The sequence below is a fragment of the Paenibacillus sp. O199 genome (assembly GCF_001636635.1).
GTDB lineage: Bacteria > Bacillota > Bacilli > Paenibacillales > Paenibacillaceae > Paenibacillus > Paenibacillus marchantiae.
This window is the reverse complement of sequence record NZ_LGRP01000005.1, coordinates 163,895-186,275: the sequence shown is the minus strand read 5'-3', so window position 1 is coordinate 186,275 and position 22,381 is coordinate 163,895. Positions and strand designations below refer to the sequence as shown.

At 47.5% G+C, this 22,381-nt stretch carries 26 protein-coding genes and 1 other annotated feature; of the genes, 22 read left to right on the top strand and 4 right to left on the bottom strand.

Annotated elements, in window-relative coordinates; all coding sequences use genetic code 11:
• The first annotated feature begins 28 nt into the window (after positions 1-28).
• The 8 genes from A6049_RS09960 (at position 29) to A6049_RS09925 (ending at position 6,432) form a co-directional block, all read left to right on the top strand.
• Positions 29-325 carry a hypothetical protein gene (locus tag A6049_RS09960; protein WP_063564487.1) on the top strand — a complete coding sequence of 99 codons (297 nt, stop codon included), beginning with the start codon at positions 29-31 and terminating at the stop codon, positions 323-325.
• A 2-nt stretch (positions 326-327) separates the two neighbouring features.
• Positions 328-504 carry an H-type small acid-soluble spore protein gene (locus A6049_RS09955; RefSeq protein ID WP_053783520.1) on the top strand — a complete coding sequence of 59 codons (177 nt, stop codon included), beginning with the start codon at positions 328-330 and terminating at the stop codon, positions 502-504.
• A 193-nt stretch (positions 505-697) separates the two neighbouring features.
• Entirely contained in the window at positions 698-1,180 is a 483-nt protein-coding gene (gene tsaE / locus A6049_RS09950; RefSeq protein WP_063564486.1) for a tRNA (adenosine(37)-N6)-threonylcarbamoyltransferase complex ATPase subunit type 1 TsaE, read from the top strand.
• Positions 1,181-1,182: 2 nt separating this feature from the next.
• Positions 1,183-2,031, top strand: coding sequence for a tRNA (adenosine(37)-N6)-threonylcarbamoyltransferase complex dimerization subunit type 1 TsaB (gene tsaB / locus A6049_RS09945; RefSeq protein WP_063564635.1), 849 nt, complete (start codon positions 1,183-1,185; stop codon positions 2,029-2,031).
• Between the two features lie 17 nt (positions 2,032-2,048).
• A complete protein-coding gene (gene rimI / locus A6049_RS09940) occupies positions 2,049-2,570 on the top strand; it encodes a ribosomal protein S18-alanine N-acetyltransferase (RefSeq protein ID WP_063564485.1) in 522 nt (173 codons plus the stop codon).
• Complete coding sequence (gene tsaD, locus A6049_RS09935; protein WP_063564484.1) at positions 2,567-3,622, top strand: tRNA (adenosine(37)-N6)-threonylcarbamoyltransferase complex transferase subunit TsaD; 1,056 nt, start codon at positions 2,567-2,569, stop codon at positions 3,620-3,622. The genes rimI and tsaD overlap by 4 nt, the downstream gene beginning before the upstream one ends.
• Before the next feature lie 529 nt (positions 3,623-4,151).
• Positions 4,152-4,343, top strand: coding sequence for a hypothetical protein (locus tag A6049_RS34560; protein WP_063564483.1), 192 nt, complete (start codon positions 4,152-4,154; stop codon positions 4,341-4,343).
• Positions 4,318-4,662, top strand: a binding site (T-box leader). It overlaps the preceding gene by 26 nt.
• Before the next feature lie 213 nt (positions 4,663-4,875).
• Positions 4,876-6,432 (top strand): 2-isopropylmalate synthase, encoded by a 1,557-nt coding sequence (locus tag A6049_RS09925; RefSeq protein ID WP_063564482.1) that lies wholly within the window; start codon positions 4,876-4,878, stop codon positions 6,430-6,432.
• A gap of 524 nt (positions 6,433-6,956) precedes the next feature.
• Here the strand turns inward: A6049_RS09925 and A6049_RS09920 are convergent.
• Positions 6,957-8,915, bottom strand: coding sequence for an ABC-F family ATP-binding cassette domain-containing protein (locus A6049_RS09920; protein ID WP_063564481.1), 1,959 nt, complete (start codon positions 8,913-8,915; stop codon positions 6,957-6,959).
• Positions 8,916-9,193: 278 nt separating this feature from the next.
• Between A6049_RS09920 and A6049_RS09915 the strand changes: the two genes are divergently transcribed.
• The 10 genes from A6049_RS09915 to A6049_RS09875 all read left to right on the top strand — a co-directional run bounded on the left by A6049_RS09915 (position 9,194) and on the right by A6049_RS09875 (position 16,203).
• Positions 9,194-9,832, top strand: a complete 639-nt coding sequence (locus tag A6049_RS09915; protein WP_063564480.1) for a 5-formyltetrahydrofolate cyclo-ligase — start codon at positions 9,194-9,196, stop codon at positions 9,830-9,832.
• 15 nt (positions 9,833-9,847) lie between these two features.
• Positions 9,848-10,351, top strand: coding sequence for a cyclic pyranopterin monophosphate synthase MoaC (gene moaC / locus A6049_RS09910; protein WP_072734325.1), 504 nt, complete (start codon positions 9,848-9,850; stop codon positions 10,349-10,351).
• Positions 10,352-10,388: 37 nt separating this feature from the next.
• Positions 10,389-10,874: a MogA/MoaB family molybdenum cofactor biosynthesis protein gene (locus A6049_RS09905; protein ID WP_024630749.1), complete on the top strand. Its 486-nt coding sequence runs from the start codon at positions 10,389-10,391 to the stop codon at positions 10,872-10,874.
• A 202-nt stretch (positions 10,875-11,076) separates the two neighbouring features.
• The gene (tatA, locus tag A6049_RS09900; protein ID WP_063564479.1) at positions 11,077-11,325 is read left to right on the top strand and encodes a twin-arginine translocase TatA/TatE family subunit; all 249 of its coding nucleotides are present in this window, start codon (positions 11,077-11,079) and stop codon (positions 11,323-11,325) included.
• A gap of 78 nt (positions 11,326-11,403) precedes the next feature.
• Positions 11,404-12,186 carry a twin-arginine translocase subunit TatC gene (gene tatC / locus A6049_RS09895; protein WP_063564478.1) on the top strand — a complete coding sequence of 261 codons (783 nt, stop codon included), beginning with the start codon at positions 11,404-11,406 and terminating at the stop codon, positions 12,184-12,186.
• Between the two features lie 23 nt (positions 12,187-12,209).
• The gene (locus A6049_RS33230) at positions 12,210-12,407 is read left to right on the top strand and encodes a hypothetical protein (protein WP_161490575.1); all 198 of its coding nucleotides are present in this window, start codon (positions 12,210-12,212) and stop codon (positions 12,405-12,407) included.
• 228 nt (positions 12,408-12,635) lie between these two features.
• The gene (gene groES / locus A6049_RS09890) at positions 12,636-12,917 is read left to right on the top strand and encodes a co-chaperone GroES (protein WP_024630746.1); all 282 of its coding nucleotides are present in this window, start codon (positions 12,636-12,638) and stop codon (positions 12,915-12,917) included.
• A gap of 74 nt (positions 12,918-12,991) precedes the next feature.
• Positions 12,992-14,623, top strand: a complete 1,632-nt coding sequence (gene groL, locus A6049_RS09885; RefSeq protein ID WP_063564477.1) for a chaperonin GroEL — start codon at positions 12,992-12,994, stop codon at positions 14,621-14,623.
• A 91-nt stretch (positions 14,624-14,714) separates the two neighbouring features.
• Positions 14,715-14,951 (top strand): hypothetical protein, encoded by a 237-nt coding sequence (locus A6049_RS09880; RefSeq protein ID WP_063564476.1) that lies wholly within the window; start codon positions 14,715-14,717, stop codon positions 14,949-14,951.
• A gap of 199 nt (positions 14,952-15,150) precedes the next feature.
• Positions 15,151-16,203 carry a flavin-containing monooxygenase gene (locus tag A6049_RS09875; RefSeq protein ID WP_063564475.1) on the top strand — a complete coding sequence of 351 codons (1,053 nt, stop codon included), beginning with the start codon at positions 15,151-15,153 and terminating at the stop codon, positions 16,201-16,203.
• Positions 16,204-16,322: 119 nt separating this feature from the next.
• Here the strand turns inward: A6049_RS09875 and A6049_RS09870 are convergent, their stop codons facing one another.
• From A6049_RS09870 to A6049_RS09855, 3 genes are all read right to left on the bottom strand, one after another.
• Positions 16,323-16,895, bottom strand: coding sequence for a hypothetical protein (locus tag A6049_RS09870; RefSeq protein WP_063564474.1), 573 nt, complete (start codon positions 16,893-16,895; stop codon positions 16,323-16,325).
• Between the two features lie 371 nt (positions 16,896-17,266).
• A complete protein-coding gene (locus tag A6049_RS09865) occupies positions 17,267-17,530 on the bottom strand; it encodes a DUF2642 domain-containing protein (RefSeq protein WP_063564473.1) in 264 nt (87 codons plus the stop codon).
• 209 nt (positions 17,531-17,739) lie between these two features.
• Positions 17,740-18,324 carry a TetR/AcrR family transcriptional regulator gene (locus A6049_RS09855; RefSeq protein WP_063564471.1) on the bottom strand — a complete coding sequence of 195 codons (585 nt, stop codon included), beginning with the start codon at positions 18,322-18,324 and terminating at the stop codon, positions 17,740-17,742.
• A 306-nt stretch (positions 18,325-18,630) separates the two neighbouring features.
• Between A6049_RS09855 and A6049_RS09850 the strand changes: the two genes are divergently transcribed.
• The 4 genes from A6049_RS09850 (at position 18,631) to A6049_RS09835 (ending at position 22,340) form a co-directional block, all read left to right on the top strand.
• Positions 18,631-19,695: an LLM class flavin-dependent oxidoreductase gene (locus A6049_RS09850; RefSeq protein WP_063564470.1), complete on the top strand. Its 1,065-nt coding sequence runs from the start codon at positions 18,631-18,633 to the stop codon at positions 19,693-19,695.
• Between the two features lie 28 nt (positions 19,696-19,723).
• Positions 19,724-20,692, top strand: coding sequence for an alpha/beta hydrolase (locus A6049_RS09845; protein ID WP_063564633.1), 969 nt, complete (start codon positions 19,724-19,726; stop codon positions 20,690-20,692).
• A gap of 221 nt (positions 20,693-20,913) precedes the next feature.
• The gene (locus A6049_RS09840) at positions 20,914-21,825 is read left to right on the top strand and encodes a helix-turn-helix domain-containing protein (RefSeq protein WP_063564469.1); all 912 of its coding nucleotides are present in this window, start codon (positions 20,914-20,916) and stop codon (positions 21,823-21,825) included.
• A 26-nt stretch (positions 21,826-21,851) separates the two neighbouring features.
• Positions 21,852-22,340: a DinB family protein gene (locus tag A6049_RS09835; protein ID WP_063564468.1), complete on the top strand. Its 489-nt coding sequence runs from the start codon at positions 21,852-21,854 to the stop codon at positions 22,338-22,340.
• The last annotated feature ends 41 nt before the right edge of the window (positions 22,341-22,381 follow it).

The following is a 22,381-nucleotide window of genomic DNA, read 5'->3' as shown; positions in this document are numbered from 1 at the left end:
ATTAACTATCACGTCAGGAGGCACCCCTATGAAGAACAAACGAGACGAAGCTGAAGCTCACGCCCATACGTTCTCTCCGTATCCTCGTGCCGAGTCGGAAGGGTCTGAAGGTTTTCATACACCTGCAACAGCGGTTAACTGGGAGGCTATCACATCAGAAGAGCTGCCGCTTGACCGGGAGTCGTTCATGCTGGACATTGACCGGATGGTGAATGAGGGTCTGGGCGGTGGACAAGTCACGGAAGATAACGGTTATATCGGTGAAAGTACGACAGATAGCATGGTGCGGGAATCGCATGATGATCCGGAAGGGGAGTATGAATAATGTTGGATGTGAAACGCGCGAAAGCCATTTATGATTCCAAAGATACGATTGCAGTTACATTGGAAGGAGATCCGGTCTGGATCGAAAATGTGGATGAAGCTAATGGCATGGCAACGGTGCAGGTGGGCAGCAGACCGGGGAATACTCAGACGGTACGTGTAGACCGTTTGGAAGAGTAAAAGGCAAAGTGCTGGTGAAGGATGTCTAGGAAGGCCGGTGCCGTCAGGTACCGGTTTATTTGTCGTTCGTGTGAATGGTGGCCTGTCTTCTGCTCTGCTTCTGCTCCTTCGATGTTGCGGGGGGAGAATGGGACCGATATAATAAAGTTCAAAGTGAACTCAGGCGGCTTGACCGCCAAAGGTGGGGCGTATATTGAATCAGACGCATGAGCAGTGGGTGTATCACTCCCATGGCATTACAGATACAGAAGTACTCGCGTCCGCACTCGCTGAACAGGCAACCGCCGGCATGGTGATTGCATTGGACGGTGATCTGGGCGCGGGCAAAACGGCATTTTCACAAAAGTTTGCCTGGCATTTGGGTGTACGTGATGTGGTCAACAGCCCCACGTTTACACTGATCAAGGAATACGAAGGGCGTCTGCCCTTGTATCACATGGACGTGTATCGCATATCGCTGGAAGAAGCGGACGAGCTTGGACTGGATGAGTATTTCTATGGAACCGGAGTCAGTCTGGTTGAATGGTCCAGTATCATTCCCGAATTACTGCCGCAGGAACACTTGCATGTGCAGATTGAAACGACGGGTCCAGAGGATCGAACGATTACGCTGGATGGGTATGGCGAGACTTATGCTGCCATGTGCCGACAGTTCAGACAGAATGGAGTCAAATGATGATGGAAGATTTACAAAAACAGCCGCGCCAGCGGTTTTTGGCGTTGGATACATCGACTGCGGTGATGGCAGCCTCAGTTATGGAAGGCCACGTCCTTCTGGAAGAACGGAATGAACGGGCAGAACGCAACCATTCGGTACACGTCGTGCCCGTAATGGAGCAGCTGCTGGAAGCTAGCAGCACGCAACCGGGACAGCTGGACGGCGTTGCCGTGGGCATTGGCCCGGGCTCGTACACGGGCATCCGCATTGCGGTGACCGCGGCGAAAACGTTAGCCTGGGCGTGGGACATCCCGGTTGTCGGGGTGTCCAGCCTTCAGGCTATGGCCTGGGGCGGCTGGCACAGTGGCCTCGCCGCCAAGGCCGAAGCTGCGGCAGAGGATGCCGCAGCAGGGGCTGGCGGAACGCCATCCGCGGACCAGGGCGGCACTGGTGCCGCCCCTGTCCACTGGATCGTTCCGCTTGTGGATGCACGGCGCGGTCAAGCCTATACCGCGCTGTTTGCCTCCGCGGGGAGCGCTGCGCCCCGGCGGCTGGCGCCAGATGCCATCCGTATGGTGGACGGATGGCTGGAAGCCCTCGCCGCCCGCATGGCGGAAGCGGCGCCGGAAGAGCGGCCCGCTGCCGTCTGGATTGTCGGCGAGACGGGCCCGCATGCGGCAGCAGCGGCTGAGCTTCGCTGCCCCGCAGGAACGGCGCTCCAGCTTGTACCCTATGAGCTGGAGGGCCGCTGGGTTGGGCGCTTAGGCGCCGAGGCGCTGCTTGCAGGTCAGCGAGATGACGTGTATGCGCTCGTGCCTAATTACACTCAGCTGGCTGAAGCGGAAGCCAACCTGCTACGCAAAGGCTAAAGGGGGAGGGGAAGCAGATGGACAACGTGGAGAATGATGAGCAGGAAGCAACGCTTCAGTTCAGGTTCATGACTCTGGATGATATTCCCGATGTCATGATTATTGAACATGAAGCCTTTACCCTGCCCTGGACGGAAGAAGCATTTCAAAATGAATTGACACACAATCATTTTGCTAAATATATGGTCATGGAATTGGAAGGTACAGCGATCGGCTATGCCGGCATGTGGACAATCATGGATGAAGCCCACATTACCAATATTGCAGTCCGGGAAGCTTATCGTGGGCGCAAGCTCGGTGAGAAGCTTCTGGACGAATTGATGAAAACGGCGGCTTATCTCGGGATGGAACGAATGACGCTGGAAGTCAGGGTTTCGAATCGGATTGCCCAGAGCTTGTATCAGAAAAAAGGGTTTGAATCGGCTGGTCTTCGCAAAGGGTATTACTCCGACAATGGGGAAGATGCGATGATTATGTGGGCGAATTTGCCGCCTGCGAGCCGGAGCGGCGAAGAGGAAGGAAGCGTAACGGATTCATGAAGGATTTCAATGAAAAGGTAAGTTCAGCACCATCTTATATATTGGCCGTGGAGACAAGCTGTGATGAAACATCCGTAGCGGTAGTCAAGGATGGACGGGAAGTGCTGTCCAATCTGATCTCCAGTCAGATCGAGACACATAAGGCATTTGGCGGAGTTGTACCTGAAGTGGCTTCGCGTAAACACGTTGAAGTCATTACACTGATGTTGGAACAGGCTATTGAACAATCTGGCATCCGTCCGCGTGATCTGAGTGCAATCGCCGTGACGCAAGGGCCTGGACTGGTTGGTGCATTGCTGGTCGGTATCGTCGCGGCGAAAACCATGGCCATGGCACTTGGCAAACCACTCATTGGCACACATCATATTGCGGGACATATCTATGCCAACAGACTTACCCATGAGCTGCAATATCCAGCGATGGCACTGGTGGTTTCAGGTGGTCATACCGAGCTTGTGCATATGGAATCCGAAGGCAAGTTCAAACTGATCGGCCGTACGCGTGACGATGCTGTAGGCGAGGCTTATGACAAAGTAGCGCGTGCACTGGGTTGTCCCTATCCGGGAGGACCACATGTGGACCGGATGGCTGCTGAAGCAGAGCAGGCGGTACCTTTGCCACGCGTCTGGCTGGAAGCCGATTCCTATGATTTCAGCCTTAGCGGTCTGAAGTCTGCTGTACTGAATGTTTTGAATCAAGCCAAAATGCGCGGAGAAACGCTTGAACCATCTGCTGTGGCACGGGGATTCCAGGAAGCTGTCGTCGAAGTGCTGGTAGAAAAAGCAGTAAGGGCTGTCCGTGAGTACGGATCACGTCAATTGCTGTTATGCGGTGGCGTTGCGGCAAACCGGGGATTGCGTTCAGCTTTGCAGGAACGTTGTGCGAAGGAAGGGCTCGAATTGCTGATCCCGCCGATGGAGTATTGCACCGACAATGCAGCGATGATTGGAGCTGCCGCGTATTTGAAGTGGCAGCGGGGAGAAATCTCGGAATTCGATGCCAAAGCTGATCCTGGACTTTCACTTGAAGCATGGTCTGTTCAATCGCTCTAGAATGATTTATGTATATACTTGACAGTCTCAAGTGAAGACTGTATATTAATTACAAATTAAAACAGGAATACGATATGTTCAACTAAACATTTACACGATAGCGGAGAGGACAGAAATAACCTGAAGAAGCGAAGCGTTCGCCTTTATCACCGGATTTTCCCTCTTAGAGAAGGGAATCAAAGAAATCTGGGGATAACAGCGATCGGAAGGTTGTTCTGTCATCGGAGCGCCAGTGTAAATATTCATTTGTTGACTTATATAGATTCCTGAACTGAAACGCAATGAACAGGAACAGTAGGGTATTTCCCGGTCATAGAGAGCTGCGGGGTGGTGTAACGCAGTCGAAGGAAACCTGAAACTCACCTGGAAGCGGAACGATGGAACACGGTAACTCCCTGGGAGAAGCCGAAGGCCGATGATGGCCCAAAGTACATGGTTACGGGTTGCCTCCGTGAATGGGCCGTTGTTGATGGAATCCGGATGACATATCTGTAGAAGATCAACAATAACTGAGGGGGCTTTTGTCACTTTGGGCAATGATAACGGTATGGACGCATACAGGATCAGCTCGAAGGAAATGAAAGTCAACAAGAGTGGTACCGCGAAGGTGAACAGCCTGTCGTCTCTTGCATTATTGCAGGAGATGGCAGGCTTTTTTGATTTTCAAAATGGTGATGAATTCATGGTCACATATCATAAATGTAATGAACGGGAGCAGTAAAACGATAAAGCGCACAGAGAGCTGCGGGTTGGTGCAACGCAGTGGCTGGAATCGTTTGAATCTCGCCCGGGAACGGAGCTGTGGAAGCAGTGAGACGATGTCTCATCCCTTGTCCTTGTAACCAAAGGACATCGTGGTACACAGCAACGGCTAACCTCCGTTATAGGGTGTTTCTCCGGCTGGATCGGTTGTTATTGTTGCGTGTACGCAACTGCAATGGATCTGGGCCGGAGACGACGAGGTGGATGGTGCCTGGCGCAAGCCTGACCCATCAAGCAAGAGTGGTACCGCGGAGGGATAATAACCCGCCGTCTCTTAGATGAGATGGCGGGTTATTTGTGTTTGCTGCCGGCAGCAGGGTGGGCGATGGGAATCCATAATCATGGTTTAGAAAGAAATAGGACTGGCGTGCAAGTCGACGTGCACGCCGGCATGGAGTGCAAAATGAATAAACATAGAGAACGGGAAGTGAACGCCTCGTTCCGATCCTAAAAATCCAATATACATTCAAATTTGATGGAGGTTGATGAATATGACAACGAACAATAACAAACGGATGATTGAGATTTTTGATACAACACTGCGCGATGGAGAACAAGCACCGGGAGCGAGTCTGCAGCCTGAACAAAAAATTGAACTGGCACATCAATTGGCTTCTCTGGGCATTGACGTCATCGAGCCTGGATTCCCGATCTCAAGTCCAGGTGAGTTCGCGGCGGTTCAGGCGATTTCCAGACAACTGCAAAACGTGGAGATTTGCGGATTTGCGCGTGCGGTCAAAGGGGATATTGATGCAGCCGTTCGAGCAACGGCTGACGCAGCGCGCCGCCGGATTCACTTGTTTATTTCCTCTTCGGACATTCATATTGAGCATCAACTGCGCCGTCCGCGCAGCGAAGTCGTAGCTACCGCCCGGGAGATGGTCTCCTATGCACGTCAGTTCACGGATATTGTGGAATTCACTGCCATGGATGCGGCTCGCACGAAGATGGATGATTTGATCGAGATGGTCGAAGTAGCCATTGAAGCGGGAGCAAGTATTATCAATTTGCCAGATACGGTTGGGTACGCACTGCCACATGAATATGGAGAGATGTTCCGTCGGGTACGTGAGGGCGCAAGAGGCGGAGATAAGGTTCGATACAGCGCTCACTGTCATAATGATTTGGGCCTTGCGGTTGCCAACAGTCTGGCTGCGATTGCCAACGGTGCTTCCCAGATCGAAGTAACCATCAACGGTGTGGGCGAACGGACGGGTAACTGTGCATTGGAGGAGCTGATTATGGCTCTGGAGACGCGGGGAGATGTTATTGGCGCAACGACAAATATCAAACTGAACCAGATGTATGAGACATCCCGTCAGATTAGCCGTGCGATGCATTTCCCAATTGCATACAACAAACCGGTGGTAGGGCGCAATGCCTTCCAGCATGAGTCTGGTATTCATCAGGATGGTCTGCTTAAGAATCGGAGTACGTATGAGATTATGGACCCGGAAGCGCTGGGAATTCCACGCAGCATGATTATTCTGGGCAAACATTCCGGTCGTCACGCTTTGAAAGATCGGGTTCGTAAATATGGCTTTGAACCGGATGAGCAGCAAATGGAACAGCTATATGAGATATTTAAAGAAACTGCCGATCAACAGAAAGTGGTCAGTGATGACCAGTTATTGCAGATGGTGAGCCAGACCATGAATATTCCTGCCCAGGATTATGAACTGGTTGAATTGCAGGTTACGGCCGGCAGCATGACGGATCGAATGGCAGCAGTTCGTATTCGCACGAGCGCAGGGGAGCAATCCTATTCTGCGGTTGGCGGTGGTCCGGTAGATGCAACGATTCGTGCGATTGGTCAAAGTATCTCGGACGACATTACTTTTGTCGATATGGAAATGCACGCACTGAGTGGAGGAGAGGCTGCGAGTGCAGAAGCTGCAGTTACTGTGGAACGTGCAGGACGTGAATTCAGAGGAACTGCCACGCACAATGATATTGTCATGGCAGCCGGTTTGGCTTATGTAGCAGCTTGCAATGCGGCCGGACTGAAGGCGGAGTCTTCCGAAAGTGATGAATCAGTGCACGCGTAATAGTACTCCAGTAAATCACATAACTTTATGTCAAAAATAAACCAGAGGCAGGCCTTAAATACAGAGGTCTGCTTTTGTCCTTTTATAGGAGAAAAATTTGAAAGAACGAATGTGTTTGTCAAGGTGTGATTATAGTTATCCACATATTCAGTGTAAATTGTGGGTAACTATCTCAAAGTCAAACCAGTAATGTTTTCGAAAATAAAAGGCTTTAGGGGATAAAATGGTCGAGTTATATTCACAAAGTTGTGGATAATGTGGATAACTCGGTGGATAAATATGGTTTTTGTGCAAAAAAAGCTATTCTACCGCCGTATAATTAAATGAATTGAATTGCTTGCTATCTTGCTTTCTTGTGGATAAATTAGAGGATTTACAACGTAAAAATATTTTACTTGATTCGAGTGGATTTGACAAATAGGGAATCATCCTACTCAAATCTGTCTCGCTTTATGCTCAAAAAAAAGCCAATCCCGTAAGGAATCAGCTTTTGATATAAAATCCAGTCTATTTTGTTTTTTTTCTTATTCCAAAGCTAATTCTTCCCACTCTTCATAAGCCTTGGCAAGTTGAAGCTTGTGATCTTCCGCTTTCTCCTGAAGCTCTTGCAGCTTCATGTAGTCCTGATATATTTCAGGCAGAGCCATCTGAGCCTCAAGCTCTGTAATCTCCGTTTCCAGCTTCGCAATCTGTTGTTCCAGAGCTTCCTGCTTGCGTTGACGGTTACGTTCTTCGCGCTTGGCCTGCTTGTCCGCTTCGAATGAGGCGGCACCGGATTTTTCGGTTGCGGATAGACCTGGATCAGATTTGGCTGAGTTTTTGTTAGAGGCCTGGCGTGCTTCAGCAGCTTCGCGCGCAATATCTTCAAGCTCCTGTTTCTTCTCTACATAATCATCATAATTGCCGAGGTAATGCTCTGTTCCGCCGGGATGCAGCTCGACAATACGTTCAGCCATTTTATTGAGGAAATACCGGTCATGCGAGATGAACAGCAATGTGCCCTCATAGTCCATCAGCGCCGCTTCAAGCACTTCTTTGGCGAACAGGTCGAGATGGTTCGTAGGCTCATCCAGAATGAGCATATTGGCTTCCTTGAGCATGAGCTTGGAGAGGGAGACACGAGCTTTTTCTCCACCGCTAAGAGATGAGATCTTTTTGAGTACATCATCTCCACTGAACAGGAAGTTGCCTAGCACCGTACGAATCCGTGATTCTTCCATGCCTGGATATGCGCTCCACAGTTCTTCCAATACGGTATTGGAAGGATTAAGTCCCGTCTGCTCCTGATCATAATAGCCAATCTGCACCTTGGTACCCCATTGGATCTCACCGCTTACAGGACGCAAACTTCCGGTGAGGCATTTGAGCAAGGTAGATTTTCCGATACCGTTCGGACCGATCAAAGCAACCGTTTCCCCGCGTCTTAGATCAAAAGATACATTGCGGAATAACGGCGAAGCCTCATCGTAGGCAACGGAAAGCTGATCCACACGGAGCACTTCCTTGCCGGACATCACAGCCGGTTCGAACGAGAAATGAGCTTTCTTCAAATCTCCCATCGGTTTGTCGAGTCGATCCATCTTGTCGAGTGCCTTGCGGCGGCTCTGTGCCCGTTTGGTTGTTGAAGCACGGACGATATTCTTCTGAACAAACTCCTCCATCTTGGAGATTTCATCCTGTTGTTTCTCGTATTGCTTCATCTGGCTTTCGTACTCGGCAGCTTTCAGTTCCATGTACCGGCTGTAATTGCCCGTATATTTTTTGGAGCGGTGCCGTTCGATCTCCACGATGTTCGTTACAAGCCGATCAAGGAAATACCGGTCATGAGATACAACCAGCAGGGCGCCAGAATAACCTCTCAGGTAATCTTCGAGCCACGTCAGGGTGGCGATATCGAGATAGTTGGTAGGCTCGTCCAGCATTAGCAGGTCAGGGGCCTGAAGCAAAATGCGAGCAAGCGCAAGACGTGTCTTTTGCCCGCCGCTCAGTGTGGCAATCTGGGTATCTGGTGAGAATTCACCGAAGCCCATCCCGTGCAGTACACTGCGAATGCGGGTTTCCATTTCATAACCGCCATGATCCTTGAACCAGTCCGAGCGTTTCGCATAACGCTCAAGCAGATCGGCATACTTTTTTTCATCTTCCATTTGCGCGGGATCAGCAATATCCTGTTCCATCTGACGCAAATCTGCTTCCGCCTGAGTCAGGTGGCCGAATACGTTCATCATTTCTTCCCATATGGAGCGATCGGATTGCAGTCCGCTGTTCTGAGCGAGGTAACCAAGCGTTGTTTCCTTGGATTTGAAAATTTGTCCACCATCGTAGGACATTTCTCCAGCCACAATTTTGAGTAAAGTGGATTTCCCTGCGCCGTTAACACCAACGAGTCCGATGCGCTCGCGTTCTAATATTTGTAAGTTCACGCCGTCCAGGATTGGATCGACACCAAAACGTTTGATAATTCCGGATACTTGCAGCAGCATAAAATTAAGTTCCTCCATAGGTCCAGTTCTTGATATGACAACTATATCCCAGTTTACATGAAATACAGAGCAAATGCACCGATTAGGAGTGCTTGGGGCGTGTAGTCTTTTTGGTCAATCAATGATAAACTGAAAGAAGGCATGTTAATACATGAGGATTTTGCAGAAAATGAATCATTTTAACGATTCCAACACGATGACAACTGGTGCATAACATATAAATGGTTTTAATTGAGAGCTAGTTTACCTTCCCGATCAACAGGAGGTTATTCAAGGACATGCAGGATCATACGGAACAGAAAATCCGTCTTCGTTCCAAGCTGAGACAGAGCCGGGATCTGATGGATGAAAGCATGCGTCAGCAGGCGATGAGTGAGATTAATGATGTGACGAAACGGGAGCTGGAGCGCCTTAGACGGGACAAATGGAAGCTGGGGAACAAGCGGCTTATGATTTTCAGCTATTTGTCTTATGGAAGCGAAGCATCTACAGCTTTTTTATTTGAAGAAGGCTGGAAGCATGGAGATCAGATGCTCGCGCCGAAAGTGCTGACGAATCCGGCTCGCATGGAATTGCGACGTGTCATGGGTGAACAGGATATTCAGCCGGGAATATGGGGGATACCTGAACCCAAGGATTCCTCTGAAGTGCTGCAACCTGAAAGCTGGCCGGATATTGATCTTATCATCGTACCGGGGCTGGGATATGACCTTCATGGAGGGCGCATTGGTTATGGCGGCGGTTATTATGATCGTTTTGCAGAGACACTTGCAGCGAAATGTGCGATGACGGACAAAAGGCCACGGATGGCTGCATTGGTATTGCCAGGCCAGCTACAGGATGAAATTCCGATGGACCCACTTGATCTGCGAATTGATCTGTTGATAACAACCGAAGGTATATTACATATCGTATAAAGGGTTGTGATGTGATTGAATTCAGAAACGAATAACGACCAGGCTTCCGGCAATAAACTGACTCATTTTAATGAACAGGGACGAGCTCGGATGGTTGATATTTCGGGTAAGGAAAGTACCGTGCGTACAGCTGTGGCGGTATCCAAAGTGACGATGAGTCCGGCTACGCTTGAAGCGATTCGGGAGGGCCGAATCGGCAAAGGTGACGTTCTGGCTGTGGCTCAAATTGCGGGCATTCAGGGCGCCAAGAAAACGTCGGACTGGATTCCGATGTGCCATCCATTGGCATTGACGGGTGTGGATATTCGTTTTCATGACAACGGTGTCGATGAATTGCAGATTGAAGTTACGGTCAAAACCGAAGGAAAGACAGGTGTCGAGATGGAGGCGCTCACGGCGGCGTCGGCTGCGGCACTGACGATCTATGACATGTGTAAAGCCATGCAAAAAGATATGATTATCGGTCCAACCATGCTTAATTCCAAGAGTGGTGGCAAAAACGGCGATTTCAGCCGATAAGGGACATTTATTTTCATAGAGGAGAAGGGTGATCTTTATGGTGTGGAGAACAGCAATCCTGACAGCCAGCGACAAAGGGGCCCGCGGGGAACGTGAGGATACGAGTGCCCAAGTGATCCGGGAACTTGTGGAAGAAGAACTGGGTGGGGAAATCGTGGAGTACCGCATCGTTCCGGATGAACCCGATGAGATTATTGCGGCTTTGATTGAAATGACAGATTATTTTCACGCTGATTTGGTATTGACCACTGGGGGAACGGAGCTTGCGATTCGTGATATTACTCCAGAAGCGACCCGGCGGGTTATTGAACGGGAAGTTCCAGGCATGGCTGAAGCCATGAGATACAGTGTTATGGGCAAGAATCGTTCTGCCATGCTGTTCCGAGGCGTATGCGGCATTCGCGGACGTACATTGATTGTCAACCTGCCAGGTACACCGAAGGGTGTGCATGAGCATTTGGCGGCCATTATGGACCAGCTTCCGGAAGCATTGTTAATGGTTACGGGTCAGTTCAAGCAATAAGGGTGAAACAGCTATAGTAGCAGGTGTGAATTAAGCAGGAAAAATGATTGGATGTCGGGGTCTCTTTTGTGAATAATGTGGGTTATGTAAGTGGTTACATCTATGGTATGATTGACATAATTCAAAATGAAGCAAAGACATCCATGACCTTATGGCCTAGCGTGTGCATCTTTGAAGCTTGAAACGAGGAGGAATAATATCAATGTTAAGTTCCATTGGACCAACAGGTTTTATTTTGCTGGCCGTTATCGCGTTGCTTTTGTTTGGACCCAACAAGCTTCCGGAATTGGGGCGGGCCGTCGGACGCACTTTCCGTGAATTCAAAGAAGGCGCACGTGAGATTATTGCGGATGATGATTCATCCAGTCGCAAGGAGCAGGAAAAGGCGAAGCCGCTGGCATCTGAAACTGCATCTGCAGACAAGCCTGAGGACAAACGCCTGCCGGAATAACTTTGACGGCAATGAAAGAGAAATCCCTTCCTGCCGGAAGGGTTTTGTATTTTAAGCTGGCAACAATGGGGGGCAGGCATGACGCAGCAGAAGGAAGAAATGACGCTTACAGAACATTTGAGTGAGCTGCGCAAGCGGTTGATTTATGTGTTGAGTATTTTTATTTTGGGGCTGGTGGCAGGCTTTCTGGTGGCGGACCCGGTGTATCAATATCTGACGAAGGCAGAGACCGCTCAGGGCTTTGTACTGCATGCATTCTCGTTCTGGGACGGGATTGGCATCTACATGAAGATTGCTGGTCTGTTCTCACTGGTCATCACGCTGCCGTTTACGGTGTTTCAGCTCTGGAAGTTTGTCAGTCCAGGTCTCAGGCCGCGTGAGCGAAAAGCCACGTTGAAGTATGTACCTTATGTATTTCTGTTATTTCTGATCGGGTTAGCTTTCTCCTATTACGTTGTTTTCCCGATGGCACTTTCTTTTACTTCATCGATTACGGAAAAAATGGGGCTTGTCGAGACTTACGGAATGAAGCAGTATTTCAGTTTTTTGTTTGGCATTGTACTGCCGGTATCCCTGTTGTTCGAACTTCCGTTAATCATTATGTTCCTGACAGGACTGCGCATATTGAATCCCATCCGGCTTCGCAAAATGCGCAGAGTCGCTTATTTTGTCCTGATTTTCATTGCGGTTGTGGTTACACCGCCTGACTTTATTTCCGATTTTCTTGTGATGATTCCTTTGCTCCTGTTATATGAGATCAGTGTGTTTCTGTCTGGCTTTGTGTATCGCAAACAGCTTGCAGCTGATGCAGAGGCTGAATCCCGTTACATCCGTGCCGAGGATAAGCAGAGCGCAGTATAACAAGAGAGATCCATCTGATTGTTATGACTATGATAATCTTGTATGGTGCCCATCCCGGGATAAGGAGACCAGTTCTTACCCGGGAACTAAAGGGAGACAAGCTTTTACGGTTATATATTCTGATGGACGGGACAGGCAGGCATATTATGTTCAACAATGGATACAATGGAAAAGGGCTGCCTGAGAACGATGCAGGAGGACTTACGGATTCTGTGGAATAAGTTAATGAGGTATTATGGCATTTACGCAGGCCAATCGGGAGTTTTTTGGCTGGGTTGGTGTAAATACAACGTAAAATCTCGCAGGAATTCATGAAAAGGACTTGAAATCATGCTTCAAGTTGAAGTATCATAAAGTTGGTTGTTAGCACTGAACACTGTCGAGTGCTAATACATATGGCTACAACCTACAATGTAACGTTATATAATTTCAAAAGGAGGCTATTTTTCATGATCAGACCTTTAGGTGAACGCGTATTGGTAGAACCACTGGAGCAAGAGCAAACAACTTCTTTCGGGATCGTACTGCCGGACTCCGCTAAAGAAAAACCGCAAGAGGGTAAAATTATTGCTGTTGGCGCAGGAGTATTGAAAGACGGAGTACGTGTAGCTCTGGAAGTGAAAGAAGGAGATCGCGTTATTTTCTCCAAATATGCCGGTACAGAAATCAAGTTCGAAGGTAAAGAATATTTGATTATGAAAGAAAGCGATATTCACGCGATTCTCGACTAATTCAAATTTTAATCGGTTAACCGAACCATATAGCAACACCATTTTACACAATATACTAGGGAGGTTTTCTTACCATGGCTAAAGACATTAAATTCAGTGAAGACGCTCGTCGTTCCATGCTTCGTGGTGTGGACGCATTGGCTAATGCAGTTAAAGTAACACTCGGTCCTAAAGGCCGTAACGTGGTTCTGGAGAAAAAATTCGGAAGCCCGCTCATCACGAATGACGGTGTAACGATTGCTAAAGAAATCGAACTGGAAGATGCATTCGAGAACATGGGTGCACAACTGGTTAAAGAAGTAGCAACCAAAACAAATGATGTTGCCGGTGACGGTACAACAACTGCAACTGTATTGGCTCAAGCGCTGATCACAGAAGGTTTGAAAAACGTAACTGCAGGCGCTAGCCCAATCGGTATCCGTAAAGGGATCGACAAAGCGGTTAAAGCTGCTGTAGCTGAACTGCAATCCATCTCCAAACCAGTTGAAACCAAACAATCCATCGCACAAGTTGCGGCGATCTCTGCAGCTGACGAAGAAGTAGGCGAACTGATCGCTGAAGCTATGGAAAAAGTGGGTAAAGACGGCGTTATCACTGTTGAAGAATCCCGTGGATTCGCTACAGAGCTGGAAGTGGTTGAAGGTATGCAATTCGACCGCGGTTACATCTCTCCATACATGATCACGGATACGGACAAAATGGAAGCTGTTTTGGACAACCCGTACATCCTGATCACAGACAAAAAAATCTCCAACACGCAAGAAATCTTGCCATTGCTTGAAAAAATCGTTCAACAAGGCAAACCGCTTGTATTGATCGCTGAAGATATCGAAGGCGAAGCACTGGCGATGCTGGTTGTGAACAAATTGCGTGGTACATTCAACGCTGTAGCTGTTAAAGCTCCAGGATTCGGTGACCGTCGTAAAGCAATGCTGCAAGATATCGCTGCCCTCACTGGTGGCCAATTGATCACGGAAGAACTGGGTCTAGACCTGAAATCCGCTGTTGTGGAACAACTGGGTACAGCTCGTCAGATCCGTGTAACGAAAGAAAACACAATCATCGTTGACGGTGCTGGTAACAAATCCGATATCGATGCACGTGTTAGCCAAATCCGTACACAACTGGAAGAAACAACTTCCGAGTTCGACAAAGAGAAACTGCAAGAGCGTCTGGCTAAATTGTCCGGCGGTGTAGCAGTAATCAAAGTTGGTGCGGCTACTGAAACAGAATTGAAAGAACGCAAACTTCGCATCGAAGATGCCCTGAACGCAACTCGCGCTGCGGTTGAAGAAGGTATCGTATCCGGTGGTGGTACAGCGCTCATGAACGTATACAACGCGGTTGCAGGCGTAGCCCTGTCCGGTGACGAGCAAACAGGCGTAAACATCGTCCTGCGCGCTTTGGAAGCACCAATCCGTACAATCGCAGCTAACGCTGGCGAAGAAGGTTCCGTAATCGTGGAACGTCTGAAAAAAGAACAAACTGGCGTAGGCTTCAACGCTGCGACTGGCGAGTGGGTTAATATGATCGAAGCGGGTATCGTTGACCCTGCCAAAGTAACACGTTATGCATTGCAAAACGCTGCTTCCGTAGCAGCAATGTTCCTGACTACTGAAGCGGTTATCGCTGACAAACCAGAACCTGCAGGCGCTGCTGGCGTTCCTGACATGGGCGGTATGGGTGGAATGGGCGGCATGATGTAATAAAGGTGTAAAAACCTTTTGTAATGCCGATAGATGAAGGCTCCCGAAAGGGAGCCTTTTTTCATTTACTAAGATCGAGGGAGGAAATCATTTGAGAAAGGGTACGAAGTGGACATTGTGGATTCTGGGCTTGATGCTCGCTGCAATTTTTATCAACTTCTATATGAATCTATATAGCTTTGCTTATGCGCTGATTACCGTGCTTTTACTTGTATTTATGGGATGGGGGTTCTTAGCCAAGTTAAAGAACGACGTTCGACAGCATGAAGATCATCATAGAAGAGAGCATCAAACTGCGATTGATGACATCGATCAATACACCAGGTAAAACTAACCAGCATATCAGGAATAGCATTAAAGATACGTTACAAGCAAACTAGGATTAAATGAGTAAAGGCTCCCGTGAGGGAGTCTTTTTAATTTTGATTAGTATGATGATAGTCTCTTCTATTGCTAAATAGACAGTAGTTAAGTAAAATAAACATATGAATAATTGCTCATATATTAATACATAAGCGATATTGGAGATGATACATATGTATGATGTATTAGTTATCGGGGCTGGGCAAGCAGGCTTGGCGGCAGGTTACTATCTTCAACAGTCGGGGTTAACCTTTTTAATCGTTGACGCTGTCTCATCTGTCGGGGAATCTTGGCGTAAACGGTACGACTCCTTGCGTCTTTTTACCCCACGAATGTATGACGGATTACCCGGAATGCCTCTTAGTGGAAATAAAAATAGCCTGCCAAGCAAGGATGAAATTGCAGATTATTTTGAAAACTATGCTAAACAAATGGAGCTTCCAATAAAGTTAAACTGTTCAATCTCTCGTCTCTCGAAACGAGATGAGATGTTCTATGCTGAAACCAATGATGGAATGATAGAAGCGCGCAATATTATCGTTGCGACGGGACCTTTCCAGACCAAGAATGTTCCTCATTTTGCGACATCATTATCCGAGAATGTAATTCAACTTCATTCATCAGAGTATAAAAACCGCTCTCAATTGCTTCCTGGAACAACAGTAGTCGTAGGCGGAGGGAATTCAGGCGCCCAAATTGCTGTAGAGTTAGCATCAGATGATAGACAAACCGTATACATATCCATAGCTCGAAATATAACATTTAGACCTTTGCATATCATGAAACGAAGTATATTCTGGTATTTCGAAAAGCTCGGAGTATTACGTGCAAGTGCAGATCGTATGGTCGGAAAATGGTTACGAAATCAGCCTGAGTACGTATATGGCTATGAGTTAAAAGAGTTGATCACTAAAGGGAAAGTTAACAAGCGTCCACGTGCTATAAATGCAATAGATAACCGCATCCTATATGAGGATGGGAGTGAGGCACCAATAGACAATATTATCTGGGCTACTGGGTTTAAACGAAATGATGATTGGATTGATATCGCTACTGCTTTTGATTCCCAAGGTGAAATTTTACACGAGAGAGGAGTATCACCGGTTGCTGGACTATATTTTGTAGGGCTGCCTTGGCAAACATCACGAGGTTCAGCACTGTTGGGATGGGTTAAATACGATGCTCAGAGAATCGTTAATCATGTGATTCAAAGGTAAGACACATCATTGAGTAACTCTCGCATTATGGAGGTGTTCATTATTACTGAACTATCCAAACAGTACATATCACACGTTAGGCCGTTCCTTCATGGAGCGGCCTCTTTACACATTGGGTCTTATTTCGCAACAGTTATTTCAAAAGTAGAGTGATCATGATCCTGTATGCTGAAGCGATATTCAAATCCATTTCGAACCTTCGCTCCATCAAAATTACTCTGACTTACATCGCGATCCAATATGCCGATATCCTGAATCACGTCTTGCGCATCATTATACGTGTACTCGTTATTGGTTGTCAGAATAAGTGTAGCGATAGCAGTCAAAAAGATTCCACCCGTTGGTTCGCTGACATCACCATTCTCGTACAACCTGACTTCTTGTACTTTTTGATCCAAATTTAATGTACCAACCAATCGTAATTCATCATTGAATACATACTCGAAAGTGCCGGTTCCCTGCTCTGAAGAGTCTTTCATATTCAAGCGGGTAATACTCAAACCATTCAGTCGGTATTTGCCCACGGCGGCATTAAACTTGTTTTTGAATTCCTCCGTTGTCATATGGAAGCCAGAGGCATTCGTTTGAGTTAGAGGTGCGTGATCTTCCTCTGTTGTATCAGCGCCAGATCCGTGTTTCTCCGTGTGGTCTGTCCCAGATAATTGCGGAGGATTTGAAGGTAAAGTCAACATGCCATACATTCCTATCGAAGCAATTGCAAAACATGTCACCGTTAGAATCACATGCCTTATTGGTATCCGGTTATGTTTTCGTATGGATAAGACCATCAAAACAATAAATACGAAGAAAGCCATAAAGCCTAGGATGAATAGTATTGTAAACAGATATTGCAAATTCTCACCTCGTAATGCATCGTTATTTCGTACTCTCATTATAATGTTCCTTCGAGAAACTTTAAACCTGTACTCGTCTCTTTAAAAAATATGAACAGTGGAGCGAGCAGACGAAAAAGATGACCCCTGTGCAGTACAGGAATCATCTCTTAAGTGTGGTCTAATCCCCCTGTTAAGAGGCGTTTGGTTTGTTAGCCCTCAATCGGTATTTAGTCAGGCATAATCCAGACGATTTCGGCAATGCGCACGAAGAATTTTCTATTTCTTTCCTCTAGTACAACATGGTCATGTTTAACAGCGACCACACATCCATCCAGTCTACCGCGAGTCGTTTCCAGGATAACCACTTTTCCCACCAGGGACATCAGACTTTCGACTACGCAATGATCCACTGGATGAACAACAATGTTATGGGGCATATGGGGCACATAATGTGAGTTAGCCATTGGATGCATCATTTGATACTTATTCAAGAAAAAACCTCCCAAATCATTTATACGGCATCCTATGCGATTGCCCACGCGAACGACTGGGCGTTTGACCAAAGTATATACTTTTGGAAAATCCGAATGAGGTATTATGTTTGTCAGCCAATCGCAGAGGGTCAAGTTTACAGTGAAATGAATGAAGCACTGCCGGCGTTTTAGCCAGCAGTGCTATTTTTTCTTATCATCACTTGGACTTAACCCAGCAAGGAAAGTGTGACTCGAATCGAGTTTTCTATAAATGAACGATTGGGACGGGACTTCATGAAAACGGTCAGTCCAATTAGGGATACAATAAGTGCTTGCGCGACAGCCTTAGCGTCCAGGGAGGGGTTAAGTTCCCCTGATCGCATTCCCCGCTCGATATTTTCCTGAAAGATGACCGACAGGTACATCTGATGTTCCCGGGTGAGAATTTCAAATTTCTCATCATGGGGTGCAAGCTCAACCATCGTATTGATGCAAAAGCATCCACGACTGAGTCGCTCTGCGTTGTATTCTTCGTCCACGATTTCTGCAAAAAAAGTACGAAAGGCCTCTTTAACCGATGTAATACCCGCCAGTCTGGTTCGCATCTCTGCGGCACGAGCCATCGTGTATTTCCGTAGCGAAGTTTCGAACAGTTCTCTTTTATCTCCAAAAGTGGAATATATACTGGGTCTTTGGATGCCCATTCTTGAAGTCAGATCACTTAATGAAGTGGCTTCATATCCTTTTTCCCAAAAAAGCTGCATCGCTGCATCCAGCACTTTCTCTTCGTCAAATTCGCGAGTTCTCGCCATAATAAATACTCCTTGTTACTTATATTTTCTAAAGTATAGATTTTTTTGTATTGGATCATATAGATCGTGTTTTGCTAATTATATTTCGTACTCATCAGTATGATATATAATATATAACTCTCAATAATTTGTCAAACCAACGTCTTTTTGAGGATGTATTTAAGAAATGAGATACATTTTTAATCAAAATAAATAGATTGACAGTAAGAGAAACACTGAGATATATTAACTACCTAAATAACATACCGATCGGTAATTTATTTTACGAGTAGTGATAGTCCAATTTTGAATAAGGAGAAATCAGTTATGGAAATAGGAATTACTTCGTTTGTGGAGACAACACCCGATCTTCGGACAGGTGAGGTCATAAGTCACGCACAGCGATTGCGTGAAGTGGTGGAAGAAATCGTGCTTGCCGATCAGGTGGGGTTGGATGTATTTGGCGTAGGAGAACATCATCGTAAAGATTATGCGGCTTCTTCCCCTGCGATGGTGCTGTCCGCAGCTGCATCCCTGACCAAGCGTATTCGGCTGACTAGTGCAGTAACGGTACTTTCGTCCGCTGACCCGGTACGTGTGTTTCAGGATTTTGCCACACTGGATGGCATTTCGAATGGACGTGCGGAGATTATGGCAGGGCGGGGTTCCTTTACCGAATCATTCCCTTTGTTTGGATATGAGCTAGGTGAGTATGATGAGCTGTTCGATGAACATCTGGAACTGCTGCTTAACCTGCAAAAGTCCGAAATAGTCAACTGGCGAGGTGGGCACAGACCTGCAATACATAATCTGGGCGTATATCCACGGCCTGTGCAGAGCCCTTTGCCCATATGGATTGGCAGCGGGGGCAATCAGGAATCGGTGGTGCGTGCAGGATTGCTGGGGCTTCCGTTGACGTTGGCTATTATTGGCGGGAGCCCGGAAAGGAATTTTGGCCCCCTTGTACAGTTGTACAAGCAGGCAGCGGCACATGCCGGACATGACGCTTCGAAGCTTACTGTAGGGTCGCATTCGCTCGGATTTGTGGCTGAAAATACAGAACTGGCGGCTGATCTGTTCTTTCCTTCTACCCAGGCGGGCATGAACAAAATTGGCAAGGAACGCGGATGGGGACATTACAGTCGTGCCAGTTTTGATGCTGCACGTAGCCATGAGGGTGCTTTGTACGTAGGTGATCCAGAGACGGTTGCCCGGAAAATCATTCACCTTCGCAAGAATTTGGGCATTACACGTTTCATGATGTACGTACCGATTGCCACGATGCCACATGATCAGGTGATGAGAGCGATTGAATTGCTCGGAACAGAGGTGGCACCTCGAGTGCGGACAGAGTTGGCTGAGTGGGAAGCTGAGAATGGACAAAGAGCATAAAGAACATACACTGAAGGAGGAATTGCATATGAGTTTTGTAGATCGGGTGGTACCTGAATTAAGAGATGCATTGACCCAGTTTCCGGGCTTTAATTTGAAGGGGGGATTGCAGGTTAGCCGGGCGATGCTCGTGAACCCACCAATTGTGAAATCGAACGACGTACGCACCACAAATCGAATTATTGCTGGGGCAGCAGGAAACATGTTGGTCAAACTATATGAACCGTCTGAGCGTACTGGAGATAAGCTGCCGGCGATGCTGTGGATTCATGGAGGAGGTTATGTGCTGGGACATCCGGATATGGATGATGCGTTATGTGAGCGCTTTGTACAAGCGGCTCACTGTGTAGTCGTATCGGTTGATTATCGCCTGGCTCCTGAGCATCCTTATCCAGCTGCCCTTCATGACTGCTATGCAGGTCTGGTATGGATGACGGACGAAACAGAGTCGCTCGGTATTGATCTTAGCCGGGTCGCAATTGCGGGAGCAAGCGGAGGTGGAGGACTGACTGCAGCACTTGCACAAATGGTCCGCGATAAAGGTGGGCCGAGCCTGATCTTCCAAATGCCGCTGTACCCGATGCTGGACGATCGGAATATTTCGGCTTCGAGCCACGAAATTACGGAACAAAATGCCACATGGAATCGGACGAATAACCTGGAGGCATGGAGTATGTACCTTGGAGGAGAGATGGAGGGATTGGGGGAGAACGAAGAACACAACATGCCTTCTTACGCTGTCCCAGCAAGAACTGAAAATCTGGCAGGGCTACCCCCATTGTATACGTGTATTGGCCAGCTTGATCTGTTTCGAGATGAAACTATTGAATATGTGACACGTCTTGCGGCAGCGGGAGTGGATGTCGAAATGCACCTGTATCCCGGTGCTTATCACTGCTTCGAAGTATTTGTGCCTGATGCGGAAGTTAGTCAGCGGGCTTGTCAGGATTATATCCGTGCCATGGCTAGAGCACTTAATCCTTCATGGGAGCAATAAATGTCTCCGGTGTTGCCCATAAAAATTGATGTTCTTTTCATCTTCATTTCAGATTCCGTTAAGGTAACAGGGGTAAGATAAGTCTTGTAAACCCCTTCTCGTGTTAAATAGATGTGTGACTAGCCCCGTCGGATCGTCCGGCGGGGTACTTTTTTTCTTCATTTCATCGGTTGATGGTATGATAGATAAATACATAAATGCTAGTAACGGAGGGATGGTTCGTGGACCCCAGCCTGCATCCGCTGTTCAGACCCATTCAGATGAATGGGTCAGATCGGAACACGTATTATATTGAACAAATACCTTCTATTTCCCTAATGGCTCATGTAGCCTGTTATTGGGAATCCGGTTCTATTCCGCACACAGGAGAGCGAGATCAGGAACCTATATCAGTGCCCGCTCGGGTATTACCGGATGGCTGCACGGACATGCTGATTACATACGACTCGGTCCGTTCGGCTCATTCCTATGCATACTGTGGCAATTATTCGCATCCATTTGCTGTGTCCGAGGCATCCGATGTAAGTCCTTCCGCAGATTACACATTTGGCGTACGTTTTTTTCCGGGTGGGGCGTACGTCTTTCATGGTTTGCCATTGGAAGGATTTACGGACATGCGAATTCCGCTTGAGGAATGTTGGCCAGTCAGGTTAAGTGAGCTTCAGGAGCGGATAGCTGGAACAAGAACCTTTGAAGAACGGGTACAGGTTATGAATGCCTATCTGAGTCCACTATCCGTGCAAACCAATACATACGAGAATGATTTGATGAAAAATGCATTGCATCGCATCTTTATCGATGGGGGACGTATGAGCGTCAGTGAGCTGGCCATGCGTGAAGTTGTTAGCGAACGCCAGCTGAATCGGAAGTTTGCAGAATGGATCGGAATCAGTCCGAAGCGATTCAGTGAGGTGGTTCGTTTTCACCGCGTCCTGGGCAGTATCCATCAGGGGCATACGGCGGATGGGGCAGCGCTGGCCCTGAATCATGGTTTTTTTGACCAAGCCCACTTGATTCGTCAATTCCGCAAGTTTTATGGAGAAACTCCGCTGACCGCTGCCAAAGAACATCAACAAAGGTTGTCCGATTTGTACAATAAGTCGGTTGCCCCTTCAGATATACTGAGATCGTGAGAATAATAGTAAAGGAGATATCATATATGAATGGAACATTGCAAATTCGGGATCATCTGCTCAATGAATTGGAGACGGGAGTACGTACGGGGGTGAGTCTGATCCGCCTGATCCGTCCAGAGGATTGGGCGTACCGCCCGCAGGACAATATGCGTTCACTGGTGGAACTGGTCCATCATTTTATTCAAATCACGGCATCGGACCTTGCCATTATGCAGGAGAAGAGCGAAGCCGAGGTTGGTGTGGTAGAGAATATCCTGTCAGGGATCGAGGATATTGAAAAACTGGAGGCAACACTTTGGGGCAATTTGGAAGCCTACAAAGCTTATATTGTATCACTCAGCGAAGAAGATCTGTTGAACCGCTCAACCAAAGCTTTTTATATGGAGCACGGTCATTTGCAGGCTCAATGGCAGATTGAAACGCTAACTCACGTATTCCATCACCGTTCACAGTTGTATAATTACCTCAAACAACAGGGGCATGAGTTGAACTTTTTCATGCTGTATGCTTAAAAATCTTAGAATATGAGTTTTGTGTAATTAGCTCCGCCTAA

Bases quoted from the DNA above. Each gene is read 5' to 3' on its own strand.
- tsaD (WP_063564484.1), top strand. From the start codon at position 2,567: ATGAAGGATTTCAATGAAAAGGTAAGTTCAGCACCATCTTATATATTG.
- tatC (WP_063564478.1), top strand. From the start codon at position 11,404: ATGACGCAGCAGAAGGAAGAAATGACGCTTACAGAACATTTGAGTGAG.
- A6049_RS33230 (WP_161490575.1), top strand. From the start codon at position 12,210: ATGACTATGATAATCTTGTATGGTGCCCATCCCGGGATAAGGAGACCA.
- A6049_RS09915 (WP_063564480.1), top strand. From the start codon at position 9,194: ATGCAGGATCATACGGAACAGAAAATCCGTCTTCGTTCCAAGCTGAGA.
- A6049_RS09835 (WP_063564468.1), top strand. From the start codon at position 21,852: ATGAATGGAACATTGCAAATTCGGGATCATCTGCTCAATGAATTGGAG.
- groES (WP_024630746.1), top strand. From the start codon at position 12,636: ATGATCAGACCTTTAGGTGAACGCGTATTGGTAGAACCACTGGAGCAA.
- A6049_RS09850 (WP_063564470.1), top strand. From the start codon at position 18,631: ATGGAAATAGGAATTACTTCGTTTGTGGAGACAACACCCGATCTTCGG.
- groL (WP_063564477.1), top strand. From the start codon at position 12,992: ATGGCTAAAGACATTAAATTCAGTGAAGACGCTCGTCGTTCCATGCTT.
- A6049_RS09870 (WP_063564474.1), bottom strand. From the start codon at position 16,895: ATGTTGACTTTACCTTCAAATCCTCCGCAATTATCTGGGACAGACCAC.
- A6049_RS09875 (WP_063564475.1), top strand. From the start codon at position 15,151: ATGATACATATGTATGATGTATTAGTTATCGGGGCTGGGCAAGCAGGC.
- A6049_RS09960 (WP_063564487.1), top strand. From the start codon at position 29: ATGAAGAACAAACGAGACGAAGCTGAAGCTCACGCCCATACGTTCTCT.
- A6049_RS09920 (WP_063564481.1), bottom strand. From the start codon at position 8,915: ATGCTGCTGCAAGTATCCGGAATTATCAAACGTTTTGGTGTCGATCCA.
- A6049_RS09845 (WP_063564633.1), top strand. From the start codon at position 19,724: ATGAGTTTTGTAGATCGGGTGGTACCTGAATTAAGAGATGCATTGACC.
- A6049_RS09905 (WP_024630749.1), top strand. From the start codon at position 10,389: ATGGTGTGGAGAACAGCAATCCTGACAGCCAGCGACAAAGGGGCCCGC.
- rimI (WP_063564485.1), top strand. From the start codon at position 2,049: ATGGACAACGTGGAGAATGATGAGCAGGAAGCAACGCTTCAGTTCAGG.
- tatA (WP_063564479.1), top strand. From the start codon at position 11,077: ATGTTAAGTTCCATTGGACCAACAGGTTTTATTTTGCTGGCCGTTATC.
- A6049_RS09925 (WP_063564482.1), top strand. From the start codon at position 4,876: ATGACAACGAACAATAACAAACGGATGATTGAGATTTTTGATACAACA.
- A6049_RS09855 (WP_063564471.1), bottom strand. From the start codon at position 18,324: ATGGCGAGAACTCGCGAATTTGACGAAGAGAAAGTGCTGGATGCAGCG.
- tsaB (WP_063564635.1), top strand. From the start codon at position 1,183: ATGGAAGATTTACAAAAACAGCCGCGCCAGCGGTTTTTGGCGTTGGAT.